The organism is Oscillibacter sp. 1-3 (assembly GCF_000403435.2).
Taxonomy (GTDB): Bacteria; Bacillota; Clostridia; order Oscillospirales; family Oscillospiraceae; genus Oscillibacter.
In genome coordinates this window covers 271,032-297,579 of record NZ_KE159710.1, presented here as the reverse complement: position 1 = coordinate 297,579, position 26,548 = coordinate 271,032, and the positions used below count along the sequence as shown (strand labels likewise).

Sequence of the window (26,548 nt, the reverse complement as noted above, 5' to 3'; positions counted from 1 at the left end):
TTTCGTTTCCGGATTTAGAAGCTGTATCAAAATGCGTGCCGTTGCCGATTGGGACAGCTTCTTATTTTGAAAACTCCGAGCTGATTTCTTGAAGCAGGCTTTTTGCACAGACGATTATTTGCTGAATCCCCTCCGGCCCCGGCAGCTCATAGTGGATACCGCAGACGACAGTGACGGTGGTTTGAAGGGATTTGGACAGCTCTGCGGCGAAGAGGTCGCCAATCACGTCATCCCGGTGCTCTGGAAGCAGGATCTTTTTCAGAGAAACCTGTCCGTTTACGAATGTTCCAACACTGACGCTGCCGATGTGAGGCCGGCATCCTCCTGAAATCTCTGCCAGCCAATCCTCCCCGATTTGATGAAGATTGACCGCAATGCGATGGCCGAGAACTTGCTTTTCATAATGATAATCTGTCATTTTAGAAAATCCTTTCATTTCTATGAAAGTTCCATGGAATGCCTCCGCGTCTATCGGCGCTCACATATGGCCGATCAGCCGACAGTGCTATTATAGAGAAAAAAACGCCCTGGGGCAAGTGCTTTTGTGGCTTTTGTGAATCATTTGCTGCCGCAAAGAATATCCGGGTCCTTTCATAGCCAAGGCTTGCCGGAAGACGGAGGAGCAGGCGGACCGCTTTGAGAAAAGTAAAGAAATTCCAGAAAGCGGTTGCATAAATCCTCAATATCATTTATAATTTAATTAGCTAAATTGAATTGCAGGGAGAGAAGAGCGGTATGGGAGATGTGGAAAAACTGGAAAGCTGCCTGGCGGAGCTGTTTGAAAGGAGGGGGTATCCTGGCATGGCGGTATGCGTCCGGGGGCCGGAGGGAGTCCTTTTTGAAAAGGGCTTTGGCTATCGGAGCATGGAGCCGAAAAAGGGCGTGGACGGCGATACCGTCTTTGGAATCGCTTCCATGAGCAAGTCCATGACGGCACTGGCCTGCTGCATTTTGCAGGCGGAGGGGAAGATGAGCCTTGACGATCCGGTGACAGACTATTTTCCGGATTTTCATATTCCCGGGGCGGCGGACGAGTGCGTCACGGTGAAGACGCTGGCCATGCATCGGGCCGGCCTTCCGCCCATGGAACCCCTGGAATGGTCTATCGCCAAAAACAGCATCGAGCGCGAGAGCAGGTGGTATCGGGAGATGCTGCGGACGGCTCCCAACCAGATGGACAGGATCGAGCAAATCGTCGACTACATCTCCGCGGGAAATTATGAGCCCCTTGGCGCGCCTGGGGAATATATGAGCTATTCCAACGAGGGCTATGCTCTGCTCTCTTATATTGTCGACCAGGCGGCGGGGATCACGCTGGAGGAATTTCTGGAGGAGCGGATCTTTCGGCCGCTCGGCATGACGCGGACCGTTCTCGATCTGGACGGCAGCGAGGCGAGAAAGCTGGCGGAGGGCAATATCACCAGCCTTTTTGAACGGGATGAGGACGGGAAAATGGTCTGGGACGACAACTGGTCTGTCCTGCCGCCCTTCCGGGGCTGCGCCTGCGTCAAGTCCACGGCAAGGGATATGGCGAAATACTACCAGATGCTCGCGGACGGCGGCCGGTGGATGGGGCGTCAGGTGATTCCGGCGGAGGCCGCCGAGCTGATGTATGGGAGGGAGTTCCCCCTTCGGGACAGGCCCTTCTACTGCATGGGACTGAAAAAGCGGCTGATCGGCGGGAAAATGGTGTGCGAGCATTCCGGCGGGCTCCACGGGGTCTCCTCCAAGGGGGGCTTCATGGAGGGCGGATACGCGGCTGTTGTGCTCTGCAACGAGGGCGATTTGGACATGGAGGAGTTCCAGTGGATCTGCTACAATTTTATCCTGGGGCTTCCTTTGGAGACGAGGCACGATTACGCTGTGCCCTCTGGACGGAAATTCAGCAGGCCGGACATGCTCTGCGGGGATTTTCTGTCCAAGGAGGGACTTCCGGCCCGCTGCGCCGTCCGCGTCGAGGAGGGTGAGCTGACGGCGGATTATCATGGAAGAAAGGTCCGGCTGCTCCACTGCGGCGGCACCTGCTTTGCGGCGGTGGAGTTTGATCATCCGGAGAGACGTGTGGAGACCCTGCGGTTTTATATCAGAGACGGAAAGGCCTGGGGGGTGAAATGTGACACCAGGATCTATCAGCGCACAGCGGCCGGCGGATAGAGGCCGGCGCTTGTGCGGGATATGTCCCGGCCGGCGGCCGTACCTGTACGAAAGAGGAGGTAATTATGAAAGGGTATCTGATCAAACGAGTGCTGCAAGGGCTCCTTTTGATTGTGGCGGTGTCAATGCTGGTATTCAGTTTGCTGTATATGATGCCGGGCAATCCGGTGGACATGATCGTCGACCGAAAGGTGTCCGCTGAGAAGAAGGCGGAGCTGGCCCATGAGATGGGCTACGACCTGCCTCTGCCGGAGCAGTATATGCGGTGGGTGAAGGGGATCGTGGTGGACCATGATTTTGGGAACTCCACCCGGTACAAAGTGCCGGTGGTGAGTCTTTTGAGGGACAGGATTCCCAGAAGCCTGGTGCTCTGCGGGTGGTCGCTGCTGATCGAGATGCTGATCGCCCTGCCCATTGGGCTTCTCTGTGCTATTAAGAAGGACTCGTTTTTCGACCGGTTTACCGTGGTCTTCACCCTGATTCTGACGGCGATGCCAGCATTCTGGCTGGGGGCGCTGCTGATCCTGGCCTTTGGCGTGGGCTTGAACATACTGCCGATCAGCGGCTATAAGGGGGCGGAGTATCTGGTTCTCCCGGTATTTGCCCTGGTGTCGGCCAGCATTGCGGGAACCATCCGTCTGACAAAGTCGGAGGTTTTGGAGGTACTTAATGAAAAATATGTGACGACAGCCACGGCAAAGGGGCTTCCCAGGCGGACTGTTATGGTGAAGCATGTGCTTCGCAACGCCCTGATTATGGTCACTGTCCAGGTGTTTATGTCCATTCCCTGGCTGATCTCCGGCGCGGTGGTCATTGAAAAGATCTTTGATATTCCCGGCATGGGAGGCCTGCTTTTGAATTCCATCATTGTGCAGGATTTTCCGGTGGTGCAGGCGGTGCTGATGATCGTTGCGGCGCTGACCGTTGTCTGCAATCTGATCAGCGATGTCGTCATCGGCATTTTGGATCCGCGGATTCGGATCTCTATGGGCGGGGGTGAGAAGTGATGCGTGACCGGGAAAAAGTGAGAGAGACCCTTCAGGCATGTTTGAAAAACGGAAATTTCATGGTGGGATTTCTGATCCTTTTAAGCGTCCTTCTGGTTGCCCTCTTTTCCGAGCAGATCGCGCCCTACGGTTATACGGAGCAGCTGGTGGGCGGAAAATTTTCCCCGCCGTCGGCGGAATTCTGGTTCGGGACGGATGAGCTGGGGCGGGACGTGTTTTCCCGAGTGGTTGCGGGAACGCGGATCACCTTGTGGGTGGCCTTCATCGGCGCGACGCTGGAGCTGGTTCTCGGCGTGACGGTGGGCCTGATCTGCGGGTATTTCGGCAAGTGGATCGACCGCGTGTTCTCCTTCCTGACCGACCTCACCTGGTGCATTCCGGGGACGATTCTGGCGCTGGCGGTGGTCACCCTGCTTGGAAAGGGACTGACCAATTCCGTAATCGCCATCTCCCTGGTGAGCTGGGCCTCCTACGCAAGGCCGGTGCGCGCAAAGACCATGTCTTTGAAGAACATGGCCTTTGTGGAGACGGGAACGGCCTTTGGAGAGTCCTCCTTCTCCCTGATGTTCCGCTACATCCTGCCCAATGTTGTGCCGTCCCTTATCGTCATGGTGTCCATGAGCCTTCCGGCCACGATCCTCTCGACGACAACGCTGTCGTTCCTGGGACTTGGCTCCCAGGCGCCCTCGCCGGATTGGGGGCTGGCTCTTTCCAAGGGAATTGATTACATTGGGACGGCTCCGTGGCTCAGTGTTTTTCCGGGCATTGCGCTGGTGTATACGGTGCTGGGCTTCAACCTCCTTGGCGAGGGACTCCGCGATATTCTGGACCCCCATATGAAATCACAATGAAAGAGGTGTGAGGTATGAAGGAGACATTGTTAAGCCTGGAGCATCTCAGCATTGATTATAAGATCAAGGGCGGATACCTGTCCGCGGTCAACGATGTCAGCATGGACATCCGCCAGGGGGAGATCTTCGCGGTGGTCGGAGAATCCGGCTGCGGAAAGTCCACGGTGGCCCACAGCGTCATGCGGCTGCTCTCCGGCGGAAACGCGAAAATCGAGGGGAAAATCCTGTTTGACGGGCGGGATCTGATGATCTGCTCGGAAAAAGAGATGGAGGCCGTCCGGGGAAAAGAGATCGGCATGATTTTTCAAAACCCGCTGGATTCTCTGAACCCGGTGTACACGGTGGGAAATCAGGTCGGCGAGGCGATCATGCTGGACAGGGTGGACAAGCAGGAGGCCATGCGCCGTGCCATCAAGCTGTTTCAGGATGTCAAGATGCCGGATGCTCAGGAGCGGGCGGACAGCTTTCCCCACGAGCTCTCCGGCGGAATGCGCCAGCGGGTCATGATTGCAATGATGCTGTCCAGAGATCCCAGGCTATTGATCGCGGACGAGCCCACGACGGCCCTGGATGTGACCATCGAGGCGCAGATCCTGGAGATCATCAAAGAGCTCAAGGAGAAGCGGAATACGGCGATTTTGATGATTACCCACAATTTCGGGCTGGTCGCCGAGGCGGCGGACCGGATTGCGGTCATGTACGCGGGGGAAGTGGTGGAGAGCGGGGATGTGTTTGAGATTTTTGAAAATCCCATGCATCCGTATACCAGACTGCTCATGAAGGCGCTCCCCCGAAAGACGAAACGGGAGGGGCGCCTGGAGACCATCGACGGCTCTGTGCCGCGGATTCTGGATAAAAAGCCGGGGTGCCGCTTTGCCAACCGGTGTCCCTATGCGCAGGAGCTGTGCAGAAGCCGGACGCCGGGCGAGACAACGGTCGGTGAGACCCACCGCTGCCGGTGCTTTCTGGTGTCGGGGGAACACGCTTCAAGCGGGAAGGGGGCGTGAGCGATGGCAAAAATGGTAGAGCTGGAGAAGCTGGAAAAGCATTTTAAGATCTCCAAAGGCATGTTTGACACCGACCACAGAGTGGTGCGGGCGGTGGATCAGGTCTCCCTTTCCATTGAGGAGGGAGAGATCGTCGGTCTGGTAGGAGAATCCGGAAGCGGAAAGACGACGCTTGCGCGGGTGCTTTTGAGCCTTACGAAGATGACCGGCGGCAAGGCGATGATCGACGGCGTGGACCTCTCAAGGGCCACGAAAAAAGACATGAAGAAGCTGCACCGGGAGATCGCGGTGGTGTTCCAGGACCCGGCGTCCAATCTCAATCCCCGCCAGACGGTGGAGAGCTCCATCATGCGGCCCATGGTGATCCACGGAGTTCCCCGGGCGGAGGCGCAGAATAAGGCGAAGGAAGTTCTGGACATGGTGAAGATGGACCGGCGGTATCTGGACAGCTTCCCCCATCAGCTCTCAGGCGGGCAGCTGCAGCGGATCGCAATCGCACGGGCCCTGGCCCTGTCGCCGAAGATCATGATTCTGGACGAGCCCACCAGCGCCCTGGACGTGTCCGTGCAGGCGCAGATCCTGAATTTACTTCTGGATCTGCAGGAAAAGATGAATCTTACGTATCTGGTCATCACCCATGATCTGAACGTGATCCGGTATATCAGTGATAAGATCGCCGTGATGTATTTGGGGAAGCTTGTGGAGTTCGGACCGACGGAGGAGGTGACGGGACATCCGAAGCATCCCTATACGAAGGGACTGATGGACGCTGCTCCGATTCTGGACCCCCGCCTTCGGGGCAGGGAGAAGGAACTGATGAAGGGCGATCCGGGAAGTCTTATCAACATTGGGACAGGCTGCAGATTTTTTGCCAGATGCAAATATGCGACTTCAGAATGTGAAAAGGAGGACCCTGAAATCCTGAGTGCCGGAAATGGGCATCAGGTCGCATGCCTGCATCCGCTGAAAATAGAACCATAAGGCAGAGGTTTCATTAAAATGAAGGAGGAAGATTATGAAAAAGAGAAGGGTTACAGTTTTCTTGCTGACTGCCGCCATGATCCTGTCGCTGGCGGCCTGCGGGGGCGGGGGCTATGTGGATGCTACCGGGCCGAAGGAAGGCGGCGCCGATGGGGCCGGAAAGGATACCTTTACGCTGGCGGACGAGGAGTGGTACGGCACGGATCTCTATCAGCAGGACTCCTGGAGCTCCGGACAGACCCTGATCGCAGACGCCCTGTTTACCCTGGACCCGGAGGGCGGCGACCTGCTGGACGGCATCTGCACAGACCTGACTGCCAGTGAGGACGGCCTGACCCTGACGATGACGGTCCCGGAGGGCAAGTACTACGCAACAGGCGAGCAGGTGGAGCCGGAGGACGTGGTGGCCTCCATCGAATGGGGCCAGGAAGTCAGCGTCTATGCCGATGGGTACAGCAACATCGAGTCCATGGAGGTGGACGGCCGGCAGGTGATTATGCACTTGTCGGAGTTCCGCTCGGACCTCTTCTATTACCTGGGCGAGGTCTTCATGGGTGTCATCGACAAGGATCAGCTGGACTCCCTGAGCAAGGACGAGCTGATGTGGCAGGCGGTTCCCTACGGCATGTACTCCGTGGAGAGCTACGAGCCTGGTTCCGGTGTGACCCTGGTGGCCAACGAGGGGTATAGGACCGACAATCCCCTGGTGGAGAATAAGGGCGCGCCCGCCATTAAGCATGTCGAGGTCAAGTTCAATATGGAGGACTTCACCGCTATTGAGGAGCTGAAAGCCGGAAACATCGATTATATCAACGGCATCACCATGGATGGCAAGCAGCAGCTGGAGGCCGCGGGCGGCGTGACCGTGGCGGAGAAGACCTATCCCAACATCGATTATTTTGAGATGAATACGGACAAAGGCGCGTTCGCGGATGTGGCTGTCCGTCAGGCCGTGGCCCTCAGCATTGACAGGGAGGCGCTCAGCGAGTTGACAGACGGCGCCGTTCTGCCGGCCTATTCCATGATCTATGATTCCATGCAGGGCTTCTCCCAGGAGGCGAAGGATAATTTCCAGGCAAATTACGCCAATGACCGTGAACGGGCAAAGCAGATCCTTGCGGACGCGGGCTACACCGACAGCAACGGCGACGGCTATGTGGACAAGAACGGCACGAATGTGGAGTTCACCTTCTACTCCTGGTCCACCGGCCCCAACGTGATCGTTTCCCAGGGACTGCAGGAGCAGCTAAAGCAGGTCGGCATCAAGATGAACATCGAGGCCCTTGACTGGAACTATATTTACGAGAATATCAACAACGATGAGTATGATGCCGGAATCGAATGGCTGGAGTGGGCGGAACCCATCCTGATCCTGAACGCCTGCTATTACGATCAGAATGCTCCGGGCAATACGGACGCGTATTATGCCGCGGTGGCCGATGCGGCGGCTACGGTGGACGCGGACGAGCGGATTGCGAAGGTCGGAGAGATCCAGAAGGAGATGTTCGAAAACTGGAATATTATTCCCTTTTACAGCGAGGCCACTTACGTCGCTTACAACGATTACGTAAAGGGCATCAATATTGTCAATGGAAGCCTGCATTGGAATGACCTGAGCTTCTAAAGGGGGGCGGAAAGCGGGGCCGCCTGAAAACAGCGGGCTGTATTGTCTAAAATGGTCCGCAGGCGGCAGAACCTGATTTGTGACATGCCAAAGAAAGGGAATATGATGGTCGTCTTCCGTAGAGGCGCTGTCATATAGAGAAAAGATTATGGCCGGCGCGTTTCCCCTCAATGGATTGGGGAAAGGCGCCGGCCTGGTTGCCGGGAATTCTCATGGTTTCTATAGAAGCTGTACCAATCTGCGTACCGCCGCCTAATGGTACAGCTTTCTGAAAGCCGGCCCATTCAGGCCCGCTGAAAATTTGTGAAAATTGCCCTTTGATTTTCCCGGTTTGCTCTGCTAAACTAATTTTCAATTTCATACGGTCATTCAACGACACATGTGGTGCATTGCACGTAAATCTGATTACGGTACAGTGATGCTCTGCGTGTGTCGTCTTTTGAGGCACATGCGTCCGCATGTGCCTTTCTCTGTCCGTTGACTTTGAAGGAGGAGTTGTCATGGAGACATCCAATTACCTGGGAACCGAAAAAACCGGAAAATTACTGCTGAAATTTGCGGTTCCCTGCATCTTTTCGCTCATTATTTCCTGCCTGTACAATATCGTTGACCAGATCTTTGTGGGCAACGGCGTGGGGTATCTGGGCAATGCCGCTACGGGGGTCATTTTTCCCGTCACTGTCGTCGGCTGGGGCGTGTCGCTGTTCTTCGGCGACGGCGCGGCGGCCGCTCTCAGCGTATCCTTGGGAAAAAATGAGACGGAGCACATCCACCGCAGCGTAGGGAACAGCATCCTCTGTTCCTTTCTGGGCGGCGTGGTGATTATCCTCATCAGCTATTGCTGGGGAGACGGCCTTCTGCGGCTCATCGGCGCCACAGATGCCAACCTGACCTTGGCCCATGACTATGGCTTTATCATCTATGCCATGATGCCCCTGGCCCTGGTGCAGAACACACTGGCCTCCATCATCCGCGCCGACGGCAGTCCCAAGTATGCCATGGGCGCCATGCTGGTGGGCGCCGTGCTGAACATCATTGGCGACCCAGTGGCAATTTTTGTGCTGGACATGGGCATCAAGGGCGCGGCCTATGCCACCATTCTGGGGCAGTTCGTCAGCTTCCTGATCTGTGCGGCCTATCTGACCCAAAGCAAATCCTTCCGCATTTGCCGGGCCAGTTTCCGCCTGGAGCTGACATTGCTGAAACAGGTCATGGCCCTGGGGGCCTCCAGCTTTTTGACCCAGCTGTCCATCGTGATTATCACAGTCATCAACAACATCCTGCTGGTGAAGTACGGCGCGGTATCCCCTTATGGCGCGGACATCCCTCTGGCGGCCTTTGTGGTCATTATGAAGCTGTTCCAGATCGTGCTGAACATTGCCATCGGCATCGCCGCTGGAGCGCAGCCTATTGTGGGGTACAATTACGGCGCGAAGAAGTACGGCCGGGTGCGGGAGCTGCTGGGGCTGATTGTCAAGTGGACGGCTGCCGTCTGCCTGATCTGTACCGTTTTATTTGAGGTGTTTCCCCTGTTCTTTATTCGGATGTTCGGCGCGGACGGGGAGCTTTATACCCAATTCGCGGTACAATGCCTGCGAATTTATCTTTCCTTGATCCTGTTCACCTGCGTTCAGAAGGTCTGCGCCATTTTCCTTCAGTCCATTGGTCATGCAAAGGCCGCCGCACCGCTGTCGATCCTGCGGGACGTGCTGCTGATCGTATTTTCCGTCGCGGTTCCAATCTTCTGGGGAGTGACCGGCATCTTCTGGGCCGCACCCATAGCGGACGTTCTGGCGGCTGCGGTGACGGCGGCCGTTATGGTTCGCCTCTGGAGCCAGCTGAAGGCGGAGGACGGCCAGCCTGTGGACACGCAGACCGTTCTGCAAGCATCCCGTCCCGGCGTAATCATTACCATTGCCCGGGAGCATGGCACGGCCGGAAAGCGGATTGGACAGCTGGTGGCGCAGCAGCTGGGAATCCCCTGCTACTATAAGGAGATGACCGCCCTGGCCGCCCAGGAGAGCGGGCTGGCGAAGGAGTTTATTTCTGACATCAACTCCAATGAAAACGCGGTGATGCGGGAGCTGTATCTCAGCACCAGTGCCGTCCAGCAGGCGGTGATCGCCCAGGAAAAGGCCATCAACATGATTGCCGATATGGGCTCCTGCGTCATTGTGGGCCGCGCGGCGGACCACGTTCTGCGGAACCGGGAGAATGTGGTGCGGATTTTCATCCATGCGCCCAAGCTCTACCGGGTGCGGAAGGTTATGGAGATGTACGGCGATACGGAGCAGGAGGGGAAGAAGAGCATCGCCCGCTCAGATGCCGCCAGAGGTTCCTATTACAAGAGCATTTCCGGCCATGAGTGGGGAGATCCCCATCAATATGAGCTGAGTGTGGACAGCTCCATTGGACCGGAGAAGACGGCGGAGCTGATCTGCGGCTATATCGGCCGCAGGTAAATCTCCGGCGGTATCCGGCAGAACAGGGGCAGCCCGCCATTGTGGCGGGCTGCCCCTTCTTGCAGGGTATCAGAATCAAATCTCCATATCCAACAAATAGGAAGACAGGCCCTTGCCGTGCATATCCACGGAGAGCGACCGGGTGACGCCGCCGCCCAGGGCCGCGTACATCACGAAGTTCAGAGCGTGGATGTTCGGCAGCTCATAGCGGACCACGTCGCCGTGGACCATGCCCTTGAAATGCTCCTTTACCCGTTCGGGAGTGACCTTTTCCTTGAGCATCTCAAAATCCTTTGCGTCATAGGCGATCAGGGAGACGTTGGAGATGTTCCCCTTGTCTCCGGTGCGGGAGTGGGCGATTTCCCAGAGTTTCATGGCGGCTTCTCCTTTCTTATACCTCAAAGACCTGGATCTCGGGTTTCACGTCATAGCGGCTCACCAGGATGGAGGCCACCGACACGATGTCCCGGGTGCGCTTCACCGCGCCGCAGCCGCCGGCGGGGCCGTTGGTGTACAGGGCCTCCACCTCGTTGGGCACCAGGTCGGCGATGGCGCGGGTCTTGGCCCGGCCGGCCACCCGGACGCGGACCTCCGAGGGCTCGCCGCCGGCGGGGCGGTCGGGGTTCCAGTACAGGCTGTTGCAGCCGATCAGGTCAAATTTCAGCTCGTCGAACTGACCGGGGGCCACCAGCTCCAGACGCTCTTTCATGATCTCCAGAGCCAGCTTGGCCCGCGCTACACAGCCGGGGCCGCCGTAGCTGATTTCACCGTCGCCGATAAAGCAGTCCCGGTAACCGATGGAGCACTTGAAGGTCTCGGTCTTGGGCTTGCCGGTGACGCCTGTGACCATCACCTTGTCCTTCTCCGTCTCGGTGAAAGTGATGTTCTTGCAGTCTGCCACCACGTCGGGGGTGAAGTAGTTCTCGGGGTCATGGATCTCATAGCAGATCTGCTCGGAGCAGGTCTCCACAGTCACAAGGCCGCCGGCCTCGGGGACCTTGGTGACAAAGAAGGAGCCGTCCTCGGAGATCTCGATGATTGGGAAGCCCAGGTGTCCGACGCCGGGCACATCCTTCTTGCCGGGCTCGGCGAAGTAGCCGCCGGTGACCTGGCCGCCGCACTCCAGCAGGTGGCCCATGATGGTGCCCTTGCCCAGCTTGTCCCAGTCCTCTAAGGACCAGCCGAACTCGTGGATAGCGGGAGCCATGAAGATGGCGGGGTCGGCCACGCGGCCGGTGATGACCACATCGGCGCCCTGCTCCAGCGCTTTCAGGATGCCCTCTACGCCCATATAGGCGTTGGCGGAGACGATCTCGCCGGGGAGCTTGGAGAGGGGCTCGCCGGTCTCCCACACCTCCGTGTCCATGTACTTGTCGATAACGGGCAGCAGGTCGTCGCCGGTGACGCAGGCGATCTTCATGCCGGTGAGGCCGTGCTTTTTGGCGATTTCCACACATTTGGCCGCCGCTGCCTGAGGATTGGCGGAGCCCATGTTGGTAATGAGCCTCACCTTATGCTTCCAGCACAGGGGGAGGGCCCTCTCCATGCGGTACTCCAGCAGGCCGTTGTAGCCCTTGCTGGGGTCTTTTAGTTTGGCCTGCTGGCCGATGGCAATGGTGCGCTCGGCCAGGCACTCGTAGCTGATGTAATCCAGATTGCCTTTTTCGATGAGCTCCAGGGAGGGTTCCAAGCGGTCGCCGGCGTACCCGGCGCCGGAGCCGATGCGGATAGACTTCATAAAAACTCGCTTCCTTTCAGCAGAATTGGATGGACGGATCAACTGGTTCTCACATGGTCACGCCGCCGGTGACGACAGCCACCACCAGCATTACGATGGTCACGATAAAGGCCATGGGGATGGTCTTCTTCTGATGCTCGCCGAAGTCAACGCCGGCCAGGCCCACCAGCAGGAAAGTGGAGGCGGTCAGCGGGGAGACGGGGAAGCCGGTGGTCATCTGGCCCAGGATAGCGGCCCGACCCACGGACTGGGCGGCCACGCCGAAGCCCTCGGCGGTCTGGGCCAGCACGGGCAGCACGCCGTAGTAGAAGGAGTCGGGATCAAACAGCAGCGAGGCGGGCATACCCACAACGCCCACGATGATGGGGAAGAAGCGGCCCAGAGTATCGGGAATGATGGATACCAGAGCATCGGCCATGGCGGTAATCATGCCGGTGCCCTTCATGATGCCGGTGAAGCAGCCTGCGGCAAACAGCACGGAGCACATCATCAAACAGCTCTTGGCATGGGCGTCTACCCGGCCCTTGGAGTCGGCTACCTTGGGGTAGTTGATGAGGGTGGCCAGCACATAGAACACCATGAAGATCACCGCCGGGGCGAAGCCGGATTTCAGCAGGGCGGCAATGGCGGCAATGATGAGGATGATATTCACCCAGAACAGCTTGGGGCGCAGGAGCGCCTTCTCCTCGTCGGAGAGCTCGGGTTCCACATAGGCCTTGCCGGCCAGGGCCACCGTGCCCAAACGGGCCTTTTCCGCGCGGCCCAGGAACACGGCGATCACCAGCACGCACACAAGGCCTGCCAGCACGGCGGGCAGCACGGGCATAAAGAAGGCCACGGCGTCGGTCTGCTGGCCCTCGGCGGTGAGGGCGGTGGCGGCGCGGATGGTGGGGCCGCCCCAGGGCAGGATGTTCATGGTGCCGGCGGACAGAGCCACGATGGTGGCCAGAGTGGTGCGCTTCATGCCCAGGGCGTCATACAAGGGCAGAAGGGCGGGGACGCAGATCAGGAAGGTCACGGCGCCGGAGCCGTCCAGGTGCACGATAGCTGCCAGGATGGCGGTTCCGATGGCGATTTTGATGGGATCGGTACCCACAAGGTCCAGCACCTTTTTGATGATGGGGCGGAAAGTGCCTGCGTCGGTGAGGATGCCGAAGAACAAAATGGAGAAGATAAACATGACACCGGTGGCGGCCACAGAGCCGATGCCGCTGGAGCCGGTGATGAAGCCGCCCAGCTTTTTGAAGTTTGCCATGAAGTCAATTACGCCGGGAGCGTTCTCAGGGTCGGTGATGAAAAACGCGCAGGAGATGATGCCGGTCACCACAGGGACTGCAATAAGAGCCACCAGGGGCGATGCTTTTTTGGTCATAATAAGGACCAGCATCAGCACCACGGTCAGAAAGCCCAAAAATGCCAACATAGAATTGTCCTCCTCTTCTTTTCTCTTTCGCTTTTGGGCCTGTATGTACCGCGGGGTCGCCAGGCCCAGAAATGGCACGGGGCACGCTGCAGCTATGCCAACTATAAAAGCAAAAATCATGCCAACAGCAGGAGGCGCCTCGCAAAAATCACCAAGTGTCTGGGAGACTAGGGACCGGACGCTTGTGCATTCCGCTGTTTTGTCCATAGCAGCAAAGAGAAATTCTAAAATTTTAGAAATTTCACAAAAGAGAATTGAGAAGGTTTTGAGCGTTATGCCTGTAATGACTGGGGTTCTAAAATATTAGAAGTCGATTCTAAAAATGTAGAACTCAATCGGAGCCGAGTTTATTGTAAAGTGTGGCCAGGGAGATGCCCAGTTCCGCCGCGGCCTGTTTTTTTCCCTCCAGTGAGGAGCCGCAGCGCAGCAGCGCCTTATGGATCTCGCTCTGTTCAAACATCCGTACCCGCTGGGCCAGGGGAATATTTTCAAGCTCTGTGGCGGGGCGCACCAGGCTCTCCGGCAGGGAGTCCCGGACGATGACGCCGTTGTCGGAGAGGTAGGCGGAAAATTCCAGCACATTGCGCAGTTCCCGCACATTCCCCGGCCAGTCATGGGCGGTGAGAACCTCCAGCGCCTCCGGGGAGATGGTCACGGATCGTTTCAGCTTTTTGGACAGCTCCTGCAGGATCACAAAGGCCAGGGCGGGAATATCTCCCCGCCGTTCCCGCAGGGGCGGAATGCGGATCTGGAAGGTGGAGAGGCGGTAGTACAGATCCCTGCGGAATTTCCCGGCGGAAATGTAGGACTGCAGGTCTGCATTGCTGGCGCAGACCAGGCGTACGTCCAACTCCACCTCCTCCACGCCGCCCACCGGGCGCACCCGTCCCTCCTGGAGGACCCGCAGCAGTTTTGCCTGGAGCCCCAGATCCATCTCGGACACCTCGTCCAGGAAGATGGTGCCGCCGTTGGCGGCCTCGAACAGGCCGATCCTGCCGCCCCGCTTGGCTCCGGTGAAAGCGCCCTCCACGTAGCCGAAGAGCTCGGATTCCAGGGTATTCGCGTTGAAGTTTGCACAGTTGATGGCCACAAAGACCTCCCGGCACCGGGGGCTGGCATTGTGAATGGCCTGGGCGTAGAGCTCTTTGCCGGTGCCGCTCTCCGAGGCCAGCAGGACCGCCGCGTCCGTGGCCGCCGCCCGCTGGGCCAAGGACTTGACAGCGCGCACGTTTTCGCCCACGGCCACGATGGAGTCAAAGGTGTACCGGGTGGAGTTGGCTTTATTTACCCGGCGGAGCACCTGCTTGTTTCGTTTTTCATAGGCCTCCAGCTCTGTGCGGAAGTCGTAGGCGTCCCGGATAAAGGTGACCACCGACAGCCCGCCGGCCACTGCGCCGTCCAAAAAGAAGGGATACATATTGACGAAGTAGACGTCGTCGTTTTCCTCCATACGGGGGGCGTGGAGAATGGGCTGTCCCGTGGCCAGCACCTCTGGAAGCCGCGCTCCCGGGCGCACCTCCCGCAGGGGGCGGCCCAGAATCTCCGCTTCCGACTTTTTCAAAAAGTCCAGATAGGGCTGGTTGGCGAATATGATCCTGGCCTCGGTGTCGATCATCAAAATGCCCTCCCGCATGGACTGGAGGGCGGCGCGCAGTTCCTCGTAGTGAGCCATAGGGACACCTGCTTTCTGTCCGGTTGGAAATTTCTGGACCTCATAATATAACAAGTATATATGTGATTTCAACGGATTGCAAGCAGGCCCCCGATTTTTTCCGCGCATGGCGAATATATGCTTCCATTTTTTTGCCGCTTGTGGTAAAATACAAATGAGAGTGAATCCGTATGGATGAATTTCGCCAAGGGAATGTTACCGTTTGGTAGCATTTTTCTGAGGTGAATATCATGCACTTTCAACGTTTGGAGGATTTGCGGGTTGATCATGACAAGACGCAGATCGAGATTGCGGAATACCTGAACATGGGGCGTAACGTCTATTGGCGTTACGAGAAGGGAAAACGAGAAATTCCCACCTGGGCGGTTTTGAAGCTGGCCGACTACTACAAGGTCAGCACCGACTATCTCCTGGGCCGCACGGACCAGCGGACGCCCTATCCGCCTGCCCGCAGGAGATGAGAAAGCTGGCGGTTTTTGCCGGGGCCTTCTCCTTGGGGGCCTTTCTGGCACAGTATTTACTGCGGCCGGAGTGGGTTCTTCCTGCAGCCTTGGTGTTTCTGGGGCTGGGCTGGGCGTCGTTTCTGCTGCCCTGGGAGGTTCGCCGCCGGAGCGCGGCGGCCTTCGCCGCACTGGCGCTGGCCCTGGGGTGGAGCTGGCTGTACGTCCGGCAGGTGCAAAGGCCCCTGGAATCCCTGGCGGGCACGGAGGGAGCGGCAGTCATGACCCTGTGGGACTATGCGGAGAAGACGGACTACGGCGCAAGAGCGTCTGTAAAGCTGGAGGGATTTCCCTTAGGAAAGGCTGTATTCTACGGCGACGCGTCCCTGCTGGAGCTGGAGCCGGGGCAGACGGTTGCCGGCGCGGCCCGCTTTCAGAGCGCCGCGAAAATTCGGGATACGGACATTACCGCATTTACCTCCAAGGGGATATTTCTCCTGGCCTACGGGCGGGGTGAGATGTCATACGGCCCTGGGACCGCCGGTTCGCTCCGCTGGCTGCCTGCCCGCCTGGGCCGGGCCATGACAGAGAAGATCCGGGAGCTCTGCCCGGACGGCACGGCGGGCTTTTTGACCGCCGTCCTCACCGGGGACAGGAGCGGCCTCTCCGAGAGGGACGGCATCGCGCTGTCCGAGGCGGGACTGTACCACATCATGGCAGTCTCCGGGATGCACTGCGGATTTCTCCTGACCCTTGTGACAGTGCTGACGGGGAGACGGCGCCGTCTCACGGCGGCGCTCACGCTGCCGCTGCTGGTGTTTTACGTCCTGCTCACCGGCGGAAGTCCCTCAGTAGTGCGGGCCTGCGTTATGCTGGCGTTTCTGCTGGCCGCGCCGCTGCTCCAGCGAGACAGCGACCCGCCTACGGCCCTGGCTGCGGCGCTGTTTCTGATTCTGCTGGTAAATCCCTTTGCTGCCGCTTCGGTGAGCCTTCAACTGTCCTTTGCCGCCATGGCGGGCCTTCTGTGGCTGACGCCGAGGCTGATGAGGACCTTAGCGGGGGAGCGGCCCCGGGGCAGGGTCTTCCGCCTTGTATCCGCCGGCTTTTCCGCTACCATGGGCGCGCTGGTGTTCACCACACCGCTGACCGCCTGGTATTTCGGGAGGCTGGTGCTGGTGTCGCCCCTGAGCAACCTGCTGTGCCTCTGGGCGGCGGGGCTTGCGTTTATGCTGGGGCTGCTGTCCGTGGCAGTGGGATTTTTCTGCACGCCTCTGGGGGCCCTGCTGGCGCTGCTTCCCAGGGCGCTGGCCGGGTATATCCTCTGTGCGGCCCGTCTGCTGGCGGGTATTCCTTGTCACGCGCTGTACTACACCAACCCCTATTTGAAATACTGGCTGGTCTATGTCTACGCGCTCTTTGCCCTGGCCTTTGTGCTCCGGCCCGGGAATCGCCGGAAGTACGCCGCCGCGGCCCTTTTAGCGGCGCTGACACTGGCGGCGGCGGTAAAGCTGGGTCAATGGCGCTGCCGGGCGGATCTGGATATTTTTGTTCTGGATGTGGGGCAGGGCCAGTGCGTGCTGCTGGCCTCGGAGGGCCGCTTCGCCCTGGTGGACTGTGGCAGCGGAAACAGCTGGCTCAGCGCCGGGGACATTGCGGCGGACCACCTCTCGTCCCTGGGCTGCAAGCGGCTGGACTATCTCATCTTGACCCATTACGACAGCGACCACGTCTCCGGCGTCACCGCCCTGACGGAGCGCATGGGCGTGGAGGTTCTGCTGGCGCCGGACGGCGCGGACAGCGCGGGACTGCGGGAGACTGTCCTCTCCGCGGCAGAGGCGGCGGGCGCGTCCGCCGCGTCCCTGGAGGAAGTGCGGACGCTCTCCCTGGGCGCGGCGATGCTGACCGTCTATCCGCCGGTGGGAGAGGGCGGGGACAACGAGGAGGGACTGGCCGTTCTGACCTCCGCCGGGGATCTGGACCTGCTGATCACCGGCGACATGGACCGGGCCACGGAGCAAAAGCTCCTGGCGGCGTATGACCTGCCGGATGTTGAGATTCTGGCGGCCGGCCACCACGGCTCCAGGTATTCCACATCGGAGGAGCTGCTGGAGGCCCTTCGGCCGGAGACGGCATGCGTCAGCGTGGGGAGCAATTCTTACGGGCATCCCTCGGAGGAGGCCCTGGAGCGGCTGGCCCGGCAGGGGTGTACCGTTTTCCGCACGGACCTCCACGGGGACATCCATCTATCATTGAATTGGGAGAATTGACCATGGCCTATGGAAAAAAATCGTCCGGCATCGGCGGGGCGTTTCAAAAGTTCAAGGGGGACCTCTCCGCGGGAACCCTGGGCGGCGCTTACATCTTCTACGGCGAGGAGAGCTATTTGCGGGAGTACTATCTGGAGGCACTGCGGAAAAAGCTGGTTCCCGCGGGATTTGAGGATTTCAACTATCACCGGGTGGAGGGAAAGGATGTAAACGTCCAGACGCTGGCCGAGATGGCGGAGGCCATGCCCATGATGGCGGAGCGGACACTGCTGGCAGCGGTGGACTTTGACATCTTCAAGCTGAACGAGGAGCAGCGGGACAAGCTCATTGCCTTGCTGGAGGACATCCCGCCCTATTGCTGTATCGTGTTTGTATACGACACGGTGGAGTACAAGCCCAACAAGACCATGAAGAAGTTGTGCAAGGCCATCGACAGCCATGTGGAGGCGGTGGAGTTCCGCCCCGCCGGCGGAAGCGACCTGGAGGCCTGGATTGCCCGCCGCTTCCGGGCCCTGGGCAAGGACATCGACCGTCAGACGGCGGAGTATCTGATCTTCACCTGCGGCGGGCTGATGACGGGGCTGGTACCGGAGATTGCCAAGATCGGGGCCTACGCAAAGGGCCCGTCCATCACCCGGGCGGACATTGACGCCGTGGCGGACCCGGTGCTGTCCGCAGAGGTGTTCCGGCTGTCCGACGCGGTGCTCCAGGGGGACTATGACCGGGCGTCGGCCATCCTGGGAGACCTTTTGAAGATGCAGACGGAGCCTATCGTGATTCTAGCGGCCCTGGGAGGGCAGCTGCGGCGTATCTACACAGCCCGGCTGGCCATCGACAGCGGACATGACAGGTACTGGCTCATGGAGCTGTGGGATATGCGGTCGGACTACCCGGCGAAGCTGCTGCTGTCCGCCGCCCGGCGGACCACCGCGGAGTGGTGCGCAGACGCGGTGCGTATGTGCCAGACCCTGGACCGCCGGATGAAGAGCGAGAAGGGGATTGATCCGGTGGGGGAGCTGAAGCTGCTGCTGGTACGGCTGGGGGCGGCGCGGAAATGAGGAAAATTAAAGAGGTGATCGTGGTGGAGGGGCGGTACGACAAAAATACCCTCTCCCAGACGGTGGAGGCCGTCATCGTCACCCTGGGAGGCTTCTCCGTGTTCAACGACCGGGAGAAGCTGGCCTTTCTCCGCCGCCTGGCGGAGAAACAGGGCCTGATTGTTCTGACGGACAGCGACGGCGCGGGCTTTGTCATTCGGAATTATCTGAAAGGCGCCCTGCCCAGGGACAAGGTGCGACAGGCGTATATCCCGGACGTCCAGGGCAAGGAGCGCCGCAAGCGCCGCCCCGGCAAGGAGGGCAAGCTGGGGGTGGAGGGAATGCGTCCGGAGGTGCTGCTGGAGGCACTCCAAAGGGCGGGGGCAACCTTCCTGGATGAAACGGCAGAGGCAGCTGATAAAGAGCGGTTGACCAAGGCGGATCTCTTTGAACTGGGTCTCACAGGCGGGCAGGACAGCGCCGCCCGGCGCAGGACTTTGCTGCGGCAGCTGGACCTGCCGGAGCACCTGACCGCCAACGGCCTTCTGGAGGCGCTGAACCTGCTCTATGACCGGGAGGAGCTGGAAGCGCTGCTCCAGGGCGGTGATGGACGGCGGGGAGCGGAGCCGCTGTAACTTGCGAAAATTCCAGAAAACGACAAAATTCGATGAAAAACAACAAATAAACGGTGGTATACTTGCAATGACCCTGTTTGAAAAATGCCGAAATACCCGGAACCGGATTTTTTGACCGCTGAGTATTTCGCATGTTTCAGGCGGGGTCGTATTTTTTGTGAAGAGAGGTCGTTGTGTGCGGAAAATTTGGTTTGGCCAGTCGGAGTGCTGTGGAGCGGCGGTATGCTATTACCTGGTGGCGGAGGAGACGGCGGAGGTGGAGCGCTACGGTCTCCAGGTCAGCTGCGGGAACGAGACGGAGACGGTGGCGGACATCACCAGCTCCCAGAGGCAGATCCAGGCGCTGCTGGATACCCTGGTGCGGGGCGGCGTTACGCCCACCGCGGTCCGGGATGTGGTGGAGGACTGGCTGAACGGGTCGGAGGCATGAAGGAAGAGGACTTGACAATTGGGAGCGGATATATTATACTGTCGCAAGTATGGAACTGCGGAGAAGGGAAGCAGTACCCGGCGGGCGGAAGCGAAGAGAGGGAGCGGATGGTGCAAGCTCCCGGGAGGCCCCCGGAGAAGTCGTCCCGGAGCATCGCGGCTGAATGGAGAGTAGGCCGCGGCGGGGTCCCCCGTTATCGGGAGAGGGCGTGAAGGCGCCCGTAAGCGCGCGCCCCTGCGGGCGCGAATTCAGGTGGTACCACGGACTTCTGTTCGCCCTGAGCCGAAAGGCTCGGGGCGTTTTTATCTTGGGAGGCGAGCATGTGGAATTTGAGATCTGCCTGGAGGACTATGCTGTGGAGGATTTCGCGGCCTTCTGGCATGGCTTCATGGAAAAGACGCCGGGGGCCCCGCCACCGAATACCATTCCCCCAAAGCCCGTGCTGGCGGCTGGGCGGTTTTTCAGCTGGTTTTTTATTGTGATGGGCCCGCTGTGTATTGTCAACAGCCTCTGGCAGGGAAAGAGTATGCGCATGGAGGGCGGCGGACTGTTCATCTGGTTTTTGAATCTCGGTCTCACCACGCCTCTTGGCGGAGTGCTGGTCATCGCCTTTGGCGCGCTGTGCCTCCGGCAGATTCGGCGGGACGCCAAATCCCCTTCGGAGTCCCGGGCGCCGTCCTGCCCCCGCTGGGCGAAGAGGGCCTGGAAACGGTATCAGGCCGCCCCGCGTCTGCGCAGCTGCCGGTTTGACGGGGAGGGCTGCTGGATTTACGACGCCCAGAGCGATCACCGCTATGATTACGGGCTGCTGGATAAGCTCTGGGAGGACGCCGGACACTATTACCTGGTTCTGCCGGGCTGCCGGATCTATATTCTCCCCAAGCGGTCCTTCGCCAAGGGTGTGCCGGAGGATCTCCCGGCTCTCTGGCAGGAGCGGACGGGAAAGCAGGTCCTGCCGGTCAGTCCGGTTCATTGAGAATGGTCTATTCTGCAAAACGACAACGCTTAAGATAGGAGAGTCAATATGAAAAGAGAACTGCCCAAGGTGTACGAGCCCCAGCAGGTGGAGGGCCGCATCTACGAGATGTGGGAGAAGGGGGACTGCTTCAAGGGCGACCCGGACCCCAGAAAGAAACCCTTTTCCATCGTCATGCCGCCTCCCAACGTCACAGGCCAGCTCCACATGGGCCACGCCATGGACTGCACCCTCCAGGACATCCTCACCCGCTTTAAGCGGATGCAGGGCTATGCCGCCCTCTGGGTCCCCGGTGTGGACCACGCCGGCATCTCCACCCAGGTGAAGGTGGAAGAGGACCTCCGGGTCAACGAGGGCCTGAGCCGCTATGACCTGGGCCGGGAGAAGTTCCTCCAGCGGGTCTGGAAGTGGAAGGAAAAGTACGGAAACCGCATTGTCCAGCAGCAAAAGAAGATGGGCGTGTCCTGCGACTGGTCCCGGTCCCGCTTCACCATGGACGAGGGGCTTTCCAAGGCCGTCCGGGAGACCTTCTGCGAGCTCTACGACAAGGGCCTCATCTACAAGGGAAGCCGCATTATCAACTGGTGCCCCCACTGCGTCACCGCCCTCTCCGACGCGGAGGTGGAGTACCAGGACAAGCCCGGCCACCTCTGGCACATCCGCTATCCCCTCACCGACGGCTCCGGCGACCTGGTGGTAGCCACCACCCGGCCCGAGACCATGATGGGCGACACCGGCGTGGCCGTGAACCCGGAGGATGAGCGGTTCAGGCATCTGGTGGGCAAGACCTGCATCCTGCCCATTATGAACCGGGAGATTCCCATTGTGGCGGACGAGTACGTGGAGCTGGGCTTCGGCACCGGCGCGGTGAAGATGACCCCCGCCCACGACCCCAACGACTTCGAGGTGGGCCTCCGGCACAATCTGGAGATCATCCGCTGCATCGGGGACGACGGGAAAATCAACGAAAACGGCGGGCCCTACAACGGGATGGACCGCTATGAATGCCGGAAGGCCATTGTGAAGGATTTGGAGGAGCAGGGGTATCTGGTGAAGACCGAGCCCTACAGCCACAACGTGGGCACCTGCTACCGCTGCCACAACGACGTGGAGCCCCTGATCTCCGCCCAGTGGTTCGTGAAGATGGAGCCCCTGGCGAAGGAAGCCCTCCGGGTGGTCCGGGAGGGCGAGGTGAAGTTCGTCCCCGAACGGTTCAGCAAGACCTACACCAACTGGATGGAAAACGTCCACGACTGGTGCATCTCCCGCCAGCTCTGGTGGGGCCACCAGATTCCCGCCTGGTACTGCGACGACTGCGGACACATCAACGTCAGCCGGGAGGACCCCGACAAGTGCGAAAAGTGCGGCAGTACGCACCTGACCCGGGACCCGGACGTGCTGGATACCTGGTTCAGCTCCGCTCTGTGGCCTTTCTCCACCCTGGGCTGGCCGGAGAAGACTGCGGATCTGGATTACTTCTATCCCACCTCCGTCATGGTCACCGGCTACGACATCATCTTCTTCTGGGTCTCCCGGATGATTTTCTCCGGCTGCGAGCAGATGAAAAAGATTCCCTTCCGCACAGTTCTGATCCACGGCCTGGTGCGGGACGACAAGGGCCGGAAGATGTCCAAGTCCCTGGGCAACGGCATCGACCCCCTGGAGGTGGCGGAGAAGTACGGCGCGGACGCCCTGCGCTTCAACCTCATCACCGGCAACAGCCCCGGAAACGATATGCGCTTCTACACCGAGAAGTGCGAGGCCATGCGGAATTTCGCCAACAAGATCTGGAACGCCAGCCGGTTCGTGATGATGAACCTGACCGTTGACAGCTATGCCCTGCCGGAGGCGGAAAGATTGGCCCCGGAGGACAAGTGGGTCCTCTCCAAGCTGAACACCCTGGTAAAAGAGGTCACGGAGAATCTGGACAGCTACGAGATCGGCGTGGCCTCCGCCAAGGTCTACGACTTCCTGTGGGATACCTACTGCGATTGGTATATCGAGCTCACCAAGACCCGGCTGAACGGAGAGGACCGGGACGCCAGCCTGACGGCTCAGAACGTCCTGTGCTATGTGCTGGTGGAGCTTTTGAAGCTGCTGCACCCCTTCATGCCCTTCATTACTGAGGAGATCTTCCAGGCCCTGCCCGGCCAGGCAGGCTCCGCCCATGAGGGCGAGTTTCTGATGACCTCCCAGTGGCCGGAGTACCGGGCGGAGCTGAGCTTCCCGGCGGAGGAGACCGCCATGGAGGCCGTGATGGACACCATCAAGGCCATTCGGGCCCGCCGGGCGGAGATGAATGTGCCCCCCAGCAAGAAGGCGGAGGTCCTGCTGGTCACCGCCACGCCGGACATCTATGCCCAGGGTCTGCACTTCATTCAGCGGCTGGCCTATGCCTCCCGGGTGACCTTCGCTGACGCGGCCCCCGCCGACACCGCCGGACAGGTAACGGTGGTGACCCACAATGCCACGGTGTACCTGCCCCTCAGCGAGCTGGTGGATGTGGCCGAGGAGCTTGCGCGGATCGAAAAGGAGATTGAAAAGACTAGAAATGGACTGCGGATTGTGGAACAGAAGCTCTCCAACGAGAAATTTGTCTCCCGGGCCCCGGAGGCGGTTGTGAACGTGGAGCGGGAGAAGGCCGCTAAGTTCCAGGAGCTGATCGCCAAGCTGGAGGAATCCGCCAGGGCCATGCGGACGTAAAAATACCGAGGGCCCCACCGGAACACCGGCGGGGCCCTGCGAGACATCAGACGTCCGGGACGGCCTGTTCCTGCCGGCAGAGGGCCGTGCCAAAGGGTACGGTCTTTACCTGGTAACTGCCGCTCTGGCGGATGGCTGCTGCGAGAGGCGTGACCTCCCATTCGACGCAACTGTCCAGAAGCGGAAAAGGACCTCTTTCATGAATTTCATTCCGAAAATCAGAGCATTTGGAGTACATATGAAGGACTTTGCAAGATCAGACCAGATGTTCTCCCTCTGCGGGCTGAACTGCGGCCTTTGTACCATGCGCCTTGGCGGGTACTGCCCTGGCTGCGGCGGAGGAGAGGGGAACCAGAGCTGCGCCATTGCCCGGTGCAGTTTGGAACACGGCGGGATTGCATACTGCTTTCAATGCGGGGAATTCCCCTGCGCCCGCTATAAGGAGGATGAATACGACAGCTTCATCACCCATCAAAACCGTCTGCGGGATCTGGAAAAGGCCCGGCGGACCGGTATGGAGTCCTATCATGCAGAGCAGAGGGAAAAGTGCGGAATTCTGCGTTTCCTGCTGGAGAACTATAACGACGGCAGGCGGAAGACCCTGTTTGCCCTGGCGGCAAATCTGCTGAAGCTGGAGGACCTGCGGGAGATTTTGGATCGGCTTTCGGAGGAGGCGTCCGGACTGCCGCCCCGGGAGCGAGCCGGCCGGGCCGCGGCGCTGTGCAAAGAGGCGGCGGCCCGGCGGGGAATCGACCTGCGGCTGCGAAAACCGCCCGGAAAGTCCGGAAAATGAAAAAAGATGAAAATTTCCATAGGGTTTCCAAGGGTTTCGACAGAAAGTAAAAGTCAGACATGCTATCATCACCGTAAGGCATAGAGCCTTACGGTGTTTTTCTATGCAAAGGATAAAAAGGGGCGAAGAATATGGAGATCAACGCAAAGAGCGCGGACCGGAAACTGCTGCTGGAGCTGTCAGGGGAGATCGACCACCATGGCGCGCGGGATGCCCTGCGGGAGCTGGAGCTGGCGGTGGACGCGGCGCTGCCCGCCAGGCTGGTGCTGGATATGACCGGCGTGACGTTTATGGACAGCTCCGGCATCGCGCTGATCCTGCGGGCGCAGCAGCGGATGCAGCTGCTGGACGGCAGCGTTCTGGTCTGCAACGTGCCGCCCCAGGCCCGGCGGGTTTTGGACGCCGCTGGTGTGGGCCGGCTGGTGACGATTCGATAGAGGGAGGTTTACATAATGAAGACAAGAGCATTCAATGAAGTGACGCTGGAATTTCCCAGCCGCAGCAGCAACGAATCATTTGCCCGCGCCGCGGCGGCCAGCTTTGCGGCGCAGATGGACCCCACGCTCAATGAGCTGGAGGACATCAAGACCGCCGTCAGCGAGGCGGTGACCAACGCCATTGTCCACGGCTATCCGGACTCCATCGGCAAGGTGGTGGTGAAGGTGCGTATCTGCCCGGAGAATACTCTGGAGATCACAGTGCGGGATTATGGACGGGGCATTCCGGATGTGGACAGGGCCCGGCAGCCCATGTTTACCACCGGAGGAGAGGAGCGCAGCGGCATGGGGTTTACTATCATGGAGAGCTTTATGGATAAGCTGGCCGTGCGCTCTGTGCCGGGAAAGGGTACGGCTGTAGTGATGAAAAAGCGGCTGGCGCCCCGGCTGAAAGCGGCGAAATGAGCGCCGCGCTGGAGCTTTTGCGGGCGGCGCAGGAGGGGGACCGGGACGCCTGCGAGCAGGCGGTCATTGAGAACAACGGTCTGATCTGGAGCGTGGTGCGCCGGTACTATGGCCGGGGCGTGGACCCGGACGACCTGTATCAGCTGGGATGCCTTGGGTTTTTGAAGGCCATTCAGGGCTTTGACTTCGACTACGGCACCTGCTTTTCCACCTACGCCGTACCCAAGATTGCAGGGGAGATCCGGCGGTTCCTGCGGGACGACGGCGCGGTAAAGGTGGGGCGGAGCCTGCGGGAGCAGTCCCAGATGCTCTACGGACTGCGGGAGCGCCTGCGCCACGAGCTGGGCCGGGAACCGGCCCTGTCGGAGCTGTCGGAGGCCTCCGGCCTGACGGCGGAGGAGATTGCCCAGATTGACCTGGCCACCGATACGCCGGAATCCCTCCAGCAGGAGACCATCGACGGACTGACCCTGGAGGGGGTGCTGGGCACGGAGGCCCCGGAGGAGGCCCTGGTGGAGCGGATCGCTCTGCGGGAGGCCATCGACCAGCTGCCGGAGAAGGAGCGGATGACCATTTTGCTCCGCTACTTCAAGGGACTGACCCAGGAGCGGACGGCCCGGGTGCTGGGGGTGTCCCAGGTGCAGGTATCCCGGCTGGAGCGCCGGGGATTGAAACGGCTGCGGGAGAGCTTCGGGCCTTGAAATACGATTCGTCCTGAAATTCCGTCATGGTGCTCCAGTAGCGCTTGGGCATATTTGTCATCCGGCATTTTGGATTATATCGCTCCTTGATGGCGATGGTATCGTAAAACCGTTTCCACAAAAGCCGGTAGGAGGCCTCGGCCTCGTCCGGCGGGGCCATCTGAAAATCTGCCAGAGGACGGATGACAGCCTTTCCGGCGGCATAAAAGAGGGCCTCGTGATGGGTGCGGTCGTAGAGGAAAAAACGCTCGTTGAGATAGCGGGCGCAGAAGTGGACCCGCAGAATGGGCAGCACTCGGTTCTTCGGCTCGATCTCACCGCCCAGCACGCCCCCAAGATCAGAGAAGCGGACAAACCCCTTGAGGAGATGTGCCTCGCCCTCCAGATGCCGCACCGCCCCGGCCACTGGGCAGAGGACCGGGTCGGAGAGGTTTCCAAGGAAGCCCGGCCCCTCCCGCAGCAGCTTTTGAACAAGGCGGTAGAGATGGATCTCCCGATCTGGCAGGCAGGTGAGAAACCCCTTGCGCAGCAGCTCCGCCGCCCAGGGGGAGCATTTGACCACCTTTCGGTATACCCGGCCCGCGTGGTCCCGATCCGTCGGAATGGAGCGGCTTGCAAACAGCGTTGGAACAAAGTCCTCATCGCGGCAGATGGCGGTGGGGACTTCTCTGTTGGCGTAGCTGTCGAATACGCAGCACAGGAAGCCTTCAAAGCTGCCGTCGTAGCAATAGATCATTTCCGTCAT

25 protein-coding genes are annotated in these 26,548 nt (G+C 59.7%); 18 read left to right on the top strand and 7 right to left on the bottom strand.

The features are described from left to right. Positions 1–61: 61 nt before the first annotated feature. Positions 62–436 carry a prenylated flavin chaperone LpdD gene (locus tag C816_RS22040; RefSeq protein WP_051147113.1) on the bottom strand — a complete coding sequence of 125 codons (375 nt, stop codon included), beginning with the start codon at positions 434–436 and terminating at the stop codon, positions 62–64. 299 nt (positions 437–735) lie between these two features. On the opposite strand from C816_RS22040, the gene C816_RS17290 reads away from it, so the two are divergent. From C816_RS17290 to C816_RS17265, 6 genes are all read left to right on the top strand, one after another. Beyond that, the gene (locus C816_RS17290; RefSeq protein ID WP_016323707.1) at positions 736–2,154 is read left to right on the top strand and encodes a serine hydrolase domain-containing protein; all 1,419 of its coding nucleotides are present in this window, start codon (positions 736–738) and stop codon (positions 2,152–2,154) included. Between the two features lie 65 nt (positions 2,155–2,219). Further along, positions 2,220–3,161 (top strand): ABC transporter permease, encoded by a 942-nt coding sequence (locus tag C816_RS17285; RefSeq protein ID WP_016323706.1) that lies wholly within the window; start codon positions 2,220–2,222, stop codon positions 3,159–3,161. Further along, positions 3,161–4,012 (top strand): ABC transporter permease, encoded by an 852-nt coding sequence (locus tag C816_RS17280; protein WP_016323705.1) that lies wholly within the window; start codon positions 3,161–3,163, stop codon positions 4,010–4,012. The genes C816_RS17285 and C816_RS17280 overlap by 1 nt, the downstream gene beginning before the upstream one ends. 14 nt (positions 4,013–4,026) lie before the next feature. Beyond that, positions 4,027–5,019, top strand: coding sequence for an ABC transporter ATP-binding protein (locus tag C816_RS17275; protein WP_016323704.1), 993 nt, complete (start codon positions 4,027–4,029; stop codon positions 5,017–5,019). Between the two features lie 3 nt (positions 5,020–5,022). After that, entirely contained in the window at positions 5,023–6,000 is a 978-nt protein-coding gene (locus C816_RS17270; protein WP_016323703.1) for an ABC transporter ATP-binding protein, read from the top strand. Positions 6,001–6,034: 34 nt separating this feature from the next. Further along, positions 6,035–7,624: an ABC transporter substrate-binding protein gene (locus C816_RS17265; protein WP_016323702.1), complete on the top strand. Its 1,590-nt coding sequence runs from the start codon at positions 6,035–6,037 to the stop codon at positions 7,622–7,624. A 130-nt stretch (positions 7,625–7,754) separates the two neighbouring features. Here the strand turns inward: C816_RS17265 and C816_RS23900 are convergent, their stop codons facing one another. Then, positions 7,755–7,985 (bottom strand): hypothetical protein, encoded by a 231-nt coding sequence (locus C816_RS23900; RefSeq protein WP_155979073.1) that lies wholly within the window; start codon positions 7,983–7,985, stop codon positions 7,755–7,757. A gap of 139 nt (positions 7,986–8,124) precedes the next feature. Between C816_RS23900 and C816_RS17260 the strand changes: the two genes are divergently transcribed. Further along, positions 8,125–10,086 (top strand): MATE family efflux transporter, encoded by a 1,962-nt coding sequence (locus tag C816_RS17260; RefSeq protein ID WP_016323701.1) that lies wholly within the window; start codon positions 8,125–8,127, stop codon positions 10,084–10,086. Between the two features lie 75 nt (positions 10,087–10,161). On the opposite strand, the gene C816_RS17255 is transcribed toward C816_RS17260, so the two are convergent. The 4 genes from C816_RS17255 to C816_RS17240 form a co-directional block, all read right to left on the bottom strand. Next, positions 10,162–10,461, bottom strand: a complete 300-nt coding sequence (locus C816_RS17255; protein WP_016323700.1) for an AtuA-related protein — start codon at positions 10,459–10,461, stop codon at positions 10,162–10,164. 16 nt (positions 10,462–10,477) lie between these two features. Continuing rightward, positions 10,478–11,824 carry an acyclic terpene utilization AtuA family protein gene (locus tag C816_RS17250; protein ID WP_016323699.1) on the bottom strand — a complete coding sequence of 449 codons (1,347 nt, stop codon included), beginning with the start codon at positions 11,822–11,824 and terminating at the stop codon, positions 10,478–10,480. Between the two features lie 49 nt (positions 11,825–11,873). Then, on the bottom strand, positions 11,874–13,247 hold the full coding sequence (locus tag C816_RS17245) for a CitMHS family transporter (RefSeq protein WP_016323698.1): 1,374 nt from the start codon (positions 13,245–13,247) through the stop codon (positions 11,874–11,876). 331 nt (positions 13,248–13,578) lie between these two features. Continuing rightward, entirely contained in the window at positions 13,579–14,919 is a 1,341-nt protein-coding gene (locus tag C816_RS17240; RefSeq protein WP_016323697.1) for a sigma-54 interaction domain-containing protein, read from the bottom strand. Between the two features lie 230 nt (positions 14,920–15,149). Here C816_RS17240 and C816_RS17235 point away from each other — a divergent pair, with 230 nt between their 5' ends. The 11 genes from C816_RS17235 (at position 15,150) to C816_RS17175 (ending at position 25,803) form a co-directional block, all read left to right on the top strand. Then, positions 15,150–15,380, top strand: a complete 231-nt coding sequence (locus C816_RS17235; protein ID WP_016323696.1) for a helix-turn-helix domain-containing protein — start codon at positions 15,150–15,152, stop codon at positions 15,378–15,380. Further along, positions 15,377–17,626: a DNA internalization-related competence protein ComEC/Rec2 gene (locus tag C816_RS17230; protein WP_016323695.1), complete on the top strand. Its 2,250-nt coding sequence runs from the start codon at positions 15,377–15,379 to the stop codon at positions 17,624–17,626. The genes C816_RS17235 and C816_RS17230 overlap by 4 nt, the downstream gene beginning before the upstream one ends. Before the next feature lie 2 nt (positions 17,627–17,628). Continuing rightward, positions 17,629–18,684, top strand: a complete 1,056-nt coding sequence (holA, locus tag C816_RS17225) for a DNA polymerase III subunit delta (protein WP_016323694.1) — start codon at positions 17,629–17,631, stop codon at positions 18,682–18,684. Continuing rightward, positions 18,681–19,298, top strand: coding sequence for a ribonuclease M5 (locus C816_RS17220; protein ID WP_016323693.1), 618 nt, complete (start codon positions 18,681–18,683; stop codon positions 19,296–19,298). Before holA ends, C816_RS17220 begins: the two co-directional genes overlap by 4 nt. 175 nt (positions 19,299–19,473) lie before the next feature. After that, the gene (locus C816_RS17215) at positions 19,474–19,728 is read left to right on the top strand and encodes a DUF6514 family protein (protein ID WP_016323692.1); all 255 of its coding nucleotides are present in this window, start codon (positions 19,474–19,476) and stop codon (positions 19,726–19,728) included. A gap of 322 nt (positions 19,729–20,050) precedes the next feature. Continuing rightward, positions 20,051–20,704, top strand: coding sequence for a YcxB family protein (locus C816_RS17205; protein ID WP_016323691.1), 654 nt, complete (start codon positions 20,051–20,053; stop codon positions 20,702–20,704). Positions 20,705–20,752: 48 nt separating this feature from the next. Beyond that, entirely contained in the window at positions 20,753–23,407 is a 2,655-nt protein-coding gene (locus tag C816_RS17200) for a valine--tRNA ligase (protein WP_016323690.1), read from the top strand. A gap of 238 nt (positions 23,408–23,645) precedes the next feature. Then, positions 23,646–24,200 carry a DUF3795 domain-containing protein gene (locus C816_RS17190; RefSeq protein WP_016323689.1) on the top strand — a complete coding sequence of 185 codons (555 nt, stop codon included), beginning with the start codon at positions 23,646–23,648 and terminating at the stop codon, positions 24,198–24,200. A 131-nt stretch (positions 24,201–24,331) separates the two neighbouring features. Then, on the top strand, positions 24,332–24,637 hold the full coding sequence (locus tag C816_RS17185; RefSeq protein WP_016323688.1) for an STAS domain-containing protein: 306 nt from the start codon (positions 24,332–24,334) through the stop codon (positions 24,635–24,637). A 15-nt stretch (positions 24,638–24,652) separates the two neighbouring features. Continuing rightward, positions 24,653–25,102: an anti-sigma F factor gene (gene spoIIAB / locus C816_RS17180; protein WP_016323687.1), complete on the top strand. Its 450-nt coding sequence runs from the start codon at positions 24,653–24,655 to the stop codon at positions 25,100–25,102. Next, on the top strand, positions 25,099–25,803 hold the full coding sequence (locus C816_RS17175) for a sigma-70 family RNA polymerase sigma factor (RefSeq protein WP_016323686.1): 705 nt from the start codon (positions 25,099–25,101) through the stop codon (positions 25,801–25,803). The genes spoIIAB and C816_RS17175 overlap by 4 nt, the downstream gene beginning before the upstream one ends. Here the strand turns inward: C816_RS17175 and C816_RS17170 are convergent. Next, a complete protein-coding gene (locus C816_RS17170; protein ID WP_016323685.1) occupies positions 25,691–26,548 on the bottom strand; it encodes a TIGR03915 family putative DNA repair protein in 858 nt (285 codons plus the stop codon). The two genes, C816_RS17175 and C816_RS17170, sit on opposite strands and share 113 nt — an antisense overlap.

Coding starts and splice junctions, on each gene's coding strand:
- C816_RS17275 (WP_016323704.1), top strand. CDS start 4,027: ATGAAGGAGACATTGTTAAGCCTGGAGCATCTCAGCATTGATTATAAG.
- C816_RS17290 (WP_016323707.1), top strand. CDS start 736: ATGGGAGATGTGGAAAAACTGGAAAGCTGCCTGGCGGAGCTGTTTGAA.
- C816_RS17220 (WP_016323693.1), top strand. CDS start 18,681: ATGAGGAAAATTAAAGAGGTGATCGTGGTGGAGGGGCGGTACGACAAA.
- C816_RS17190 (WP_016323689.1), top strand. CDS start 23,646: ATGAAGGACTTTGCAAGATCAGACCAGATGTTCTCCCTCTGCGGGCTG.
- C816_RS17230 (WP_016323695.1), top strand. CDS start 15,377: ATGAGAAAGCTGGCGGTTTTTGCCGGGGCCTTCTCCTTGGGGGCCTTT.
- C816_RS17255 (WP_016323700.1), bottom strand. CDS start 10,461: ATGAAACTCTGGGAAATCGCCCACTCCCGCACCGGAGACAAGGGGAAC.
- C816_RS17270 (WP_016323703.1), top strand. CDS start 5,023: ATGGCAAAAATGGTAGAGCTGGAGAAGCTGGAAAAGCATTTTAAGATC.
- C816_RS17250 (WP_016323699.1), bottom strand. CDS start 11,824: ATGAAGTCTATCCGCATCGGCTCCGGCGCCGGGTACGCCGGCGACCGC.
- spoIIAB (WP_016323687.1), top strand. CDS start 24,653: ATGAAGACAAGAGCATTCAATGAAGTGACGCTGGAATTTCCCAGCCGC.
- C816_RS17240 (WP_016323697.1), bottom strand. CDS start 14,919: ATGGCTCACTACGAGGAACTGCGCGCCGCCCTCCAGTCCATGCGGGAG.
- holA (WP_016323694.1), top strand. CDS start 17,629: ATGGCCTATGGAAAAAAATCGTCCGGCATCGGCGGGGCGTTTCAAAAG.
- C816_RS17265 (WP_016323702.1), top strand. CDS start 6,035: ATGAAAAAGAGAAGGGTTACAGTTTTCTTGCTGACTGCCGCCATGATC.
- C816_RS17200 (WP_016323690.1), top strand. CDS start 20,753: ATGAAAAGAGAACTGCCCAAGGTGTACGAGCCCCAGCAGGTGGAGGGC.
- C816_RS23900 (WP_155979073.1), bottom strand. CDS start 7,985: ATGAAATTGAAAATTAGTTTAGCAGAGCAAACCGGGAAAATCAAAGGG.
- C816_RS17175 (WP_016323686.1), top strand. CDS start 25,099: ATGAGCGCCGCGCTGGAGCTTTTGCGGGCGGCGCAGGAGGGGGACCGG.
- C816_RS17170 (WP_016323685.1), bottom strand. CDS start 26,548: ATGACGGAAATGATCTATTGCTACGACGGCAGCTTTGAAGGCTTCCTG.
- C816_RS17260 (WP_016323701.1), top strand. CDS start 8,125: ATGGAGACATCCAATTACCTGGGAACCGAAAAAACCGGAAAATTACTG.
- C816_RS22040 (WP_051147113.1), bottom strand. CDS start 436: ATGAAAGGATTTTCTAAAATGACAGATTATCATTATGAAAAGCAAGTT.
- C816_RS17280 (WP_016323705.1), top strand. CDS start 3,161: ATGCGTGACCGGGAAAAAGTGAGAGAGACCCTTCAGGCATGTTTGAAA.
- C816_RS17235 (WP_016323696.1), top strand. CDS start 15,150: ATGCACTTTCAACGTTTGGAGGATTTGCGGGTTGATCATGACAAGACG.
- C816_RS17185 (WP_016323688.1), top strand. CDS start 24,332: ATGGAGATCAACGCAAAGAGCGCGGACCGGAAACTGCTGCTGGAGCTG.
- C816_RS17245 (WP_016323698.1), bottom strand. CDS start 13,247: ATGTTGGCATTTTTGGGCTTTCTGACCGTGGTGCTGATGCTGGTCCTT.
- C816_RS17285 (WP_016323706.1), top strand. CDS start 2,220: ATGAAAGGGTATCTGATCAAACGAGTGCTGCAAGGGCTCCTTTTGATT.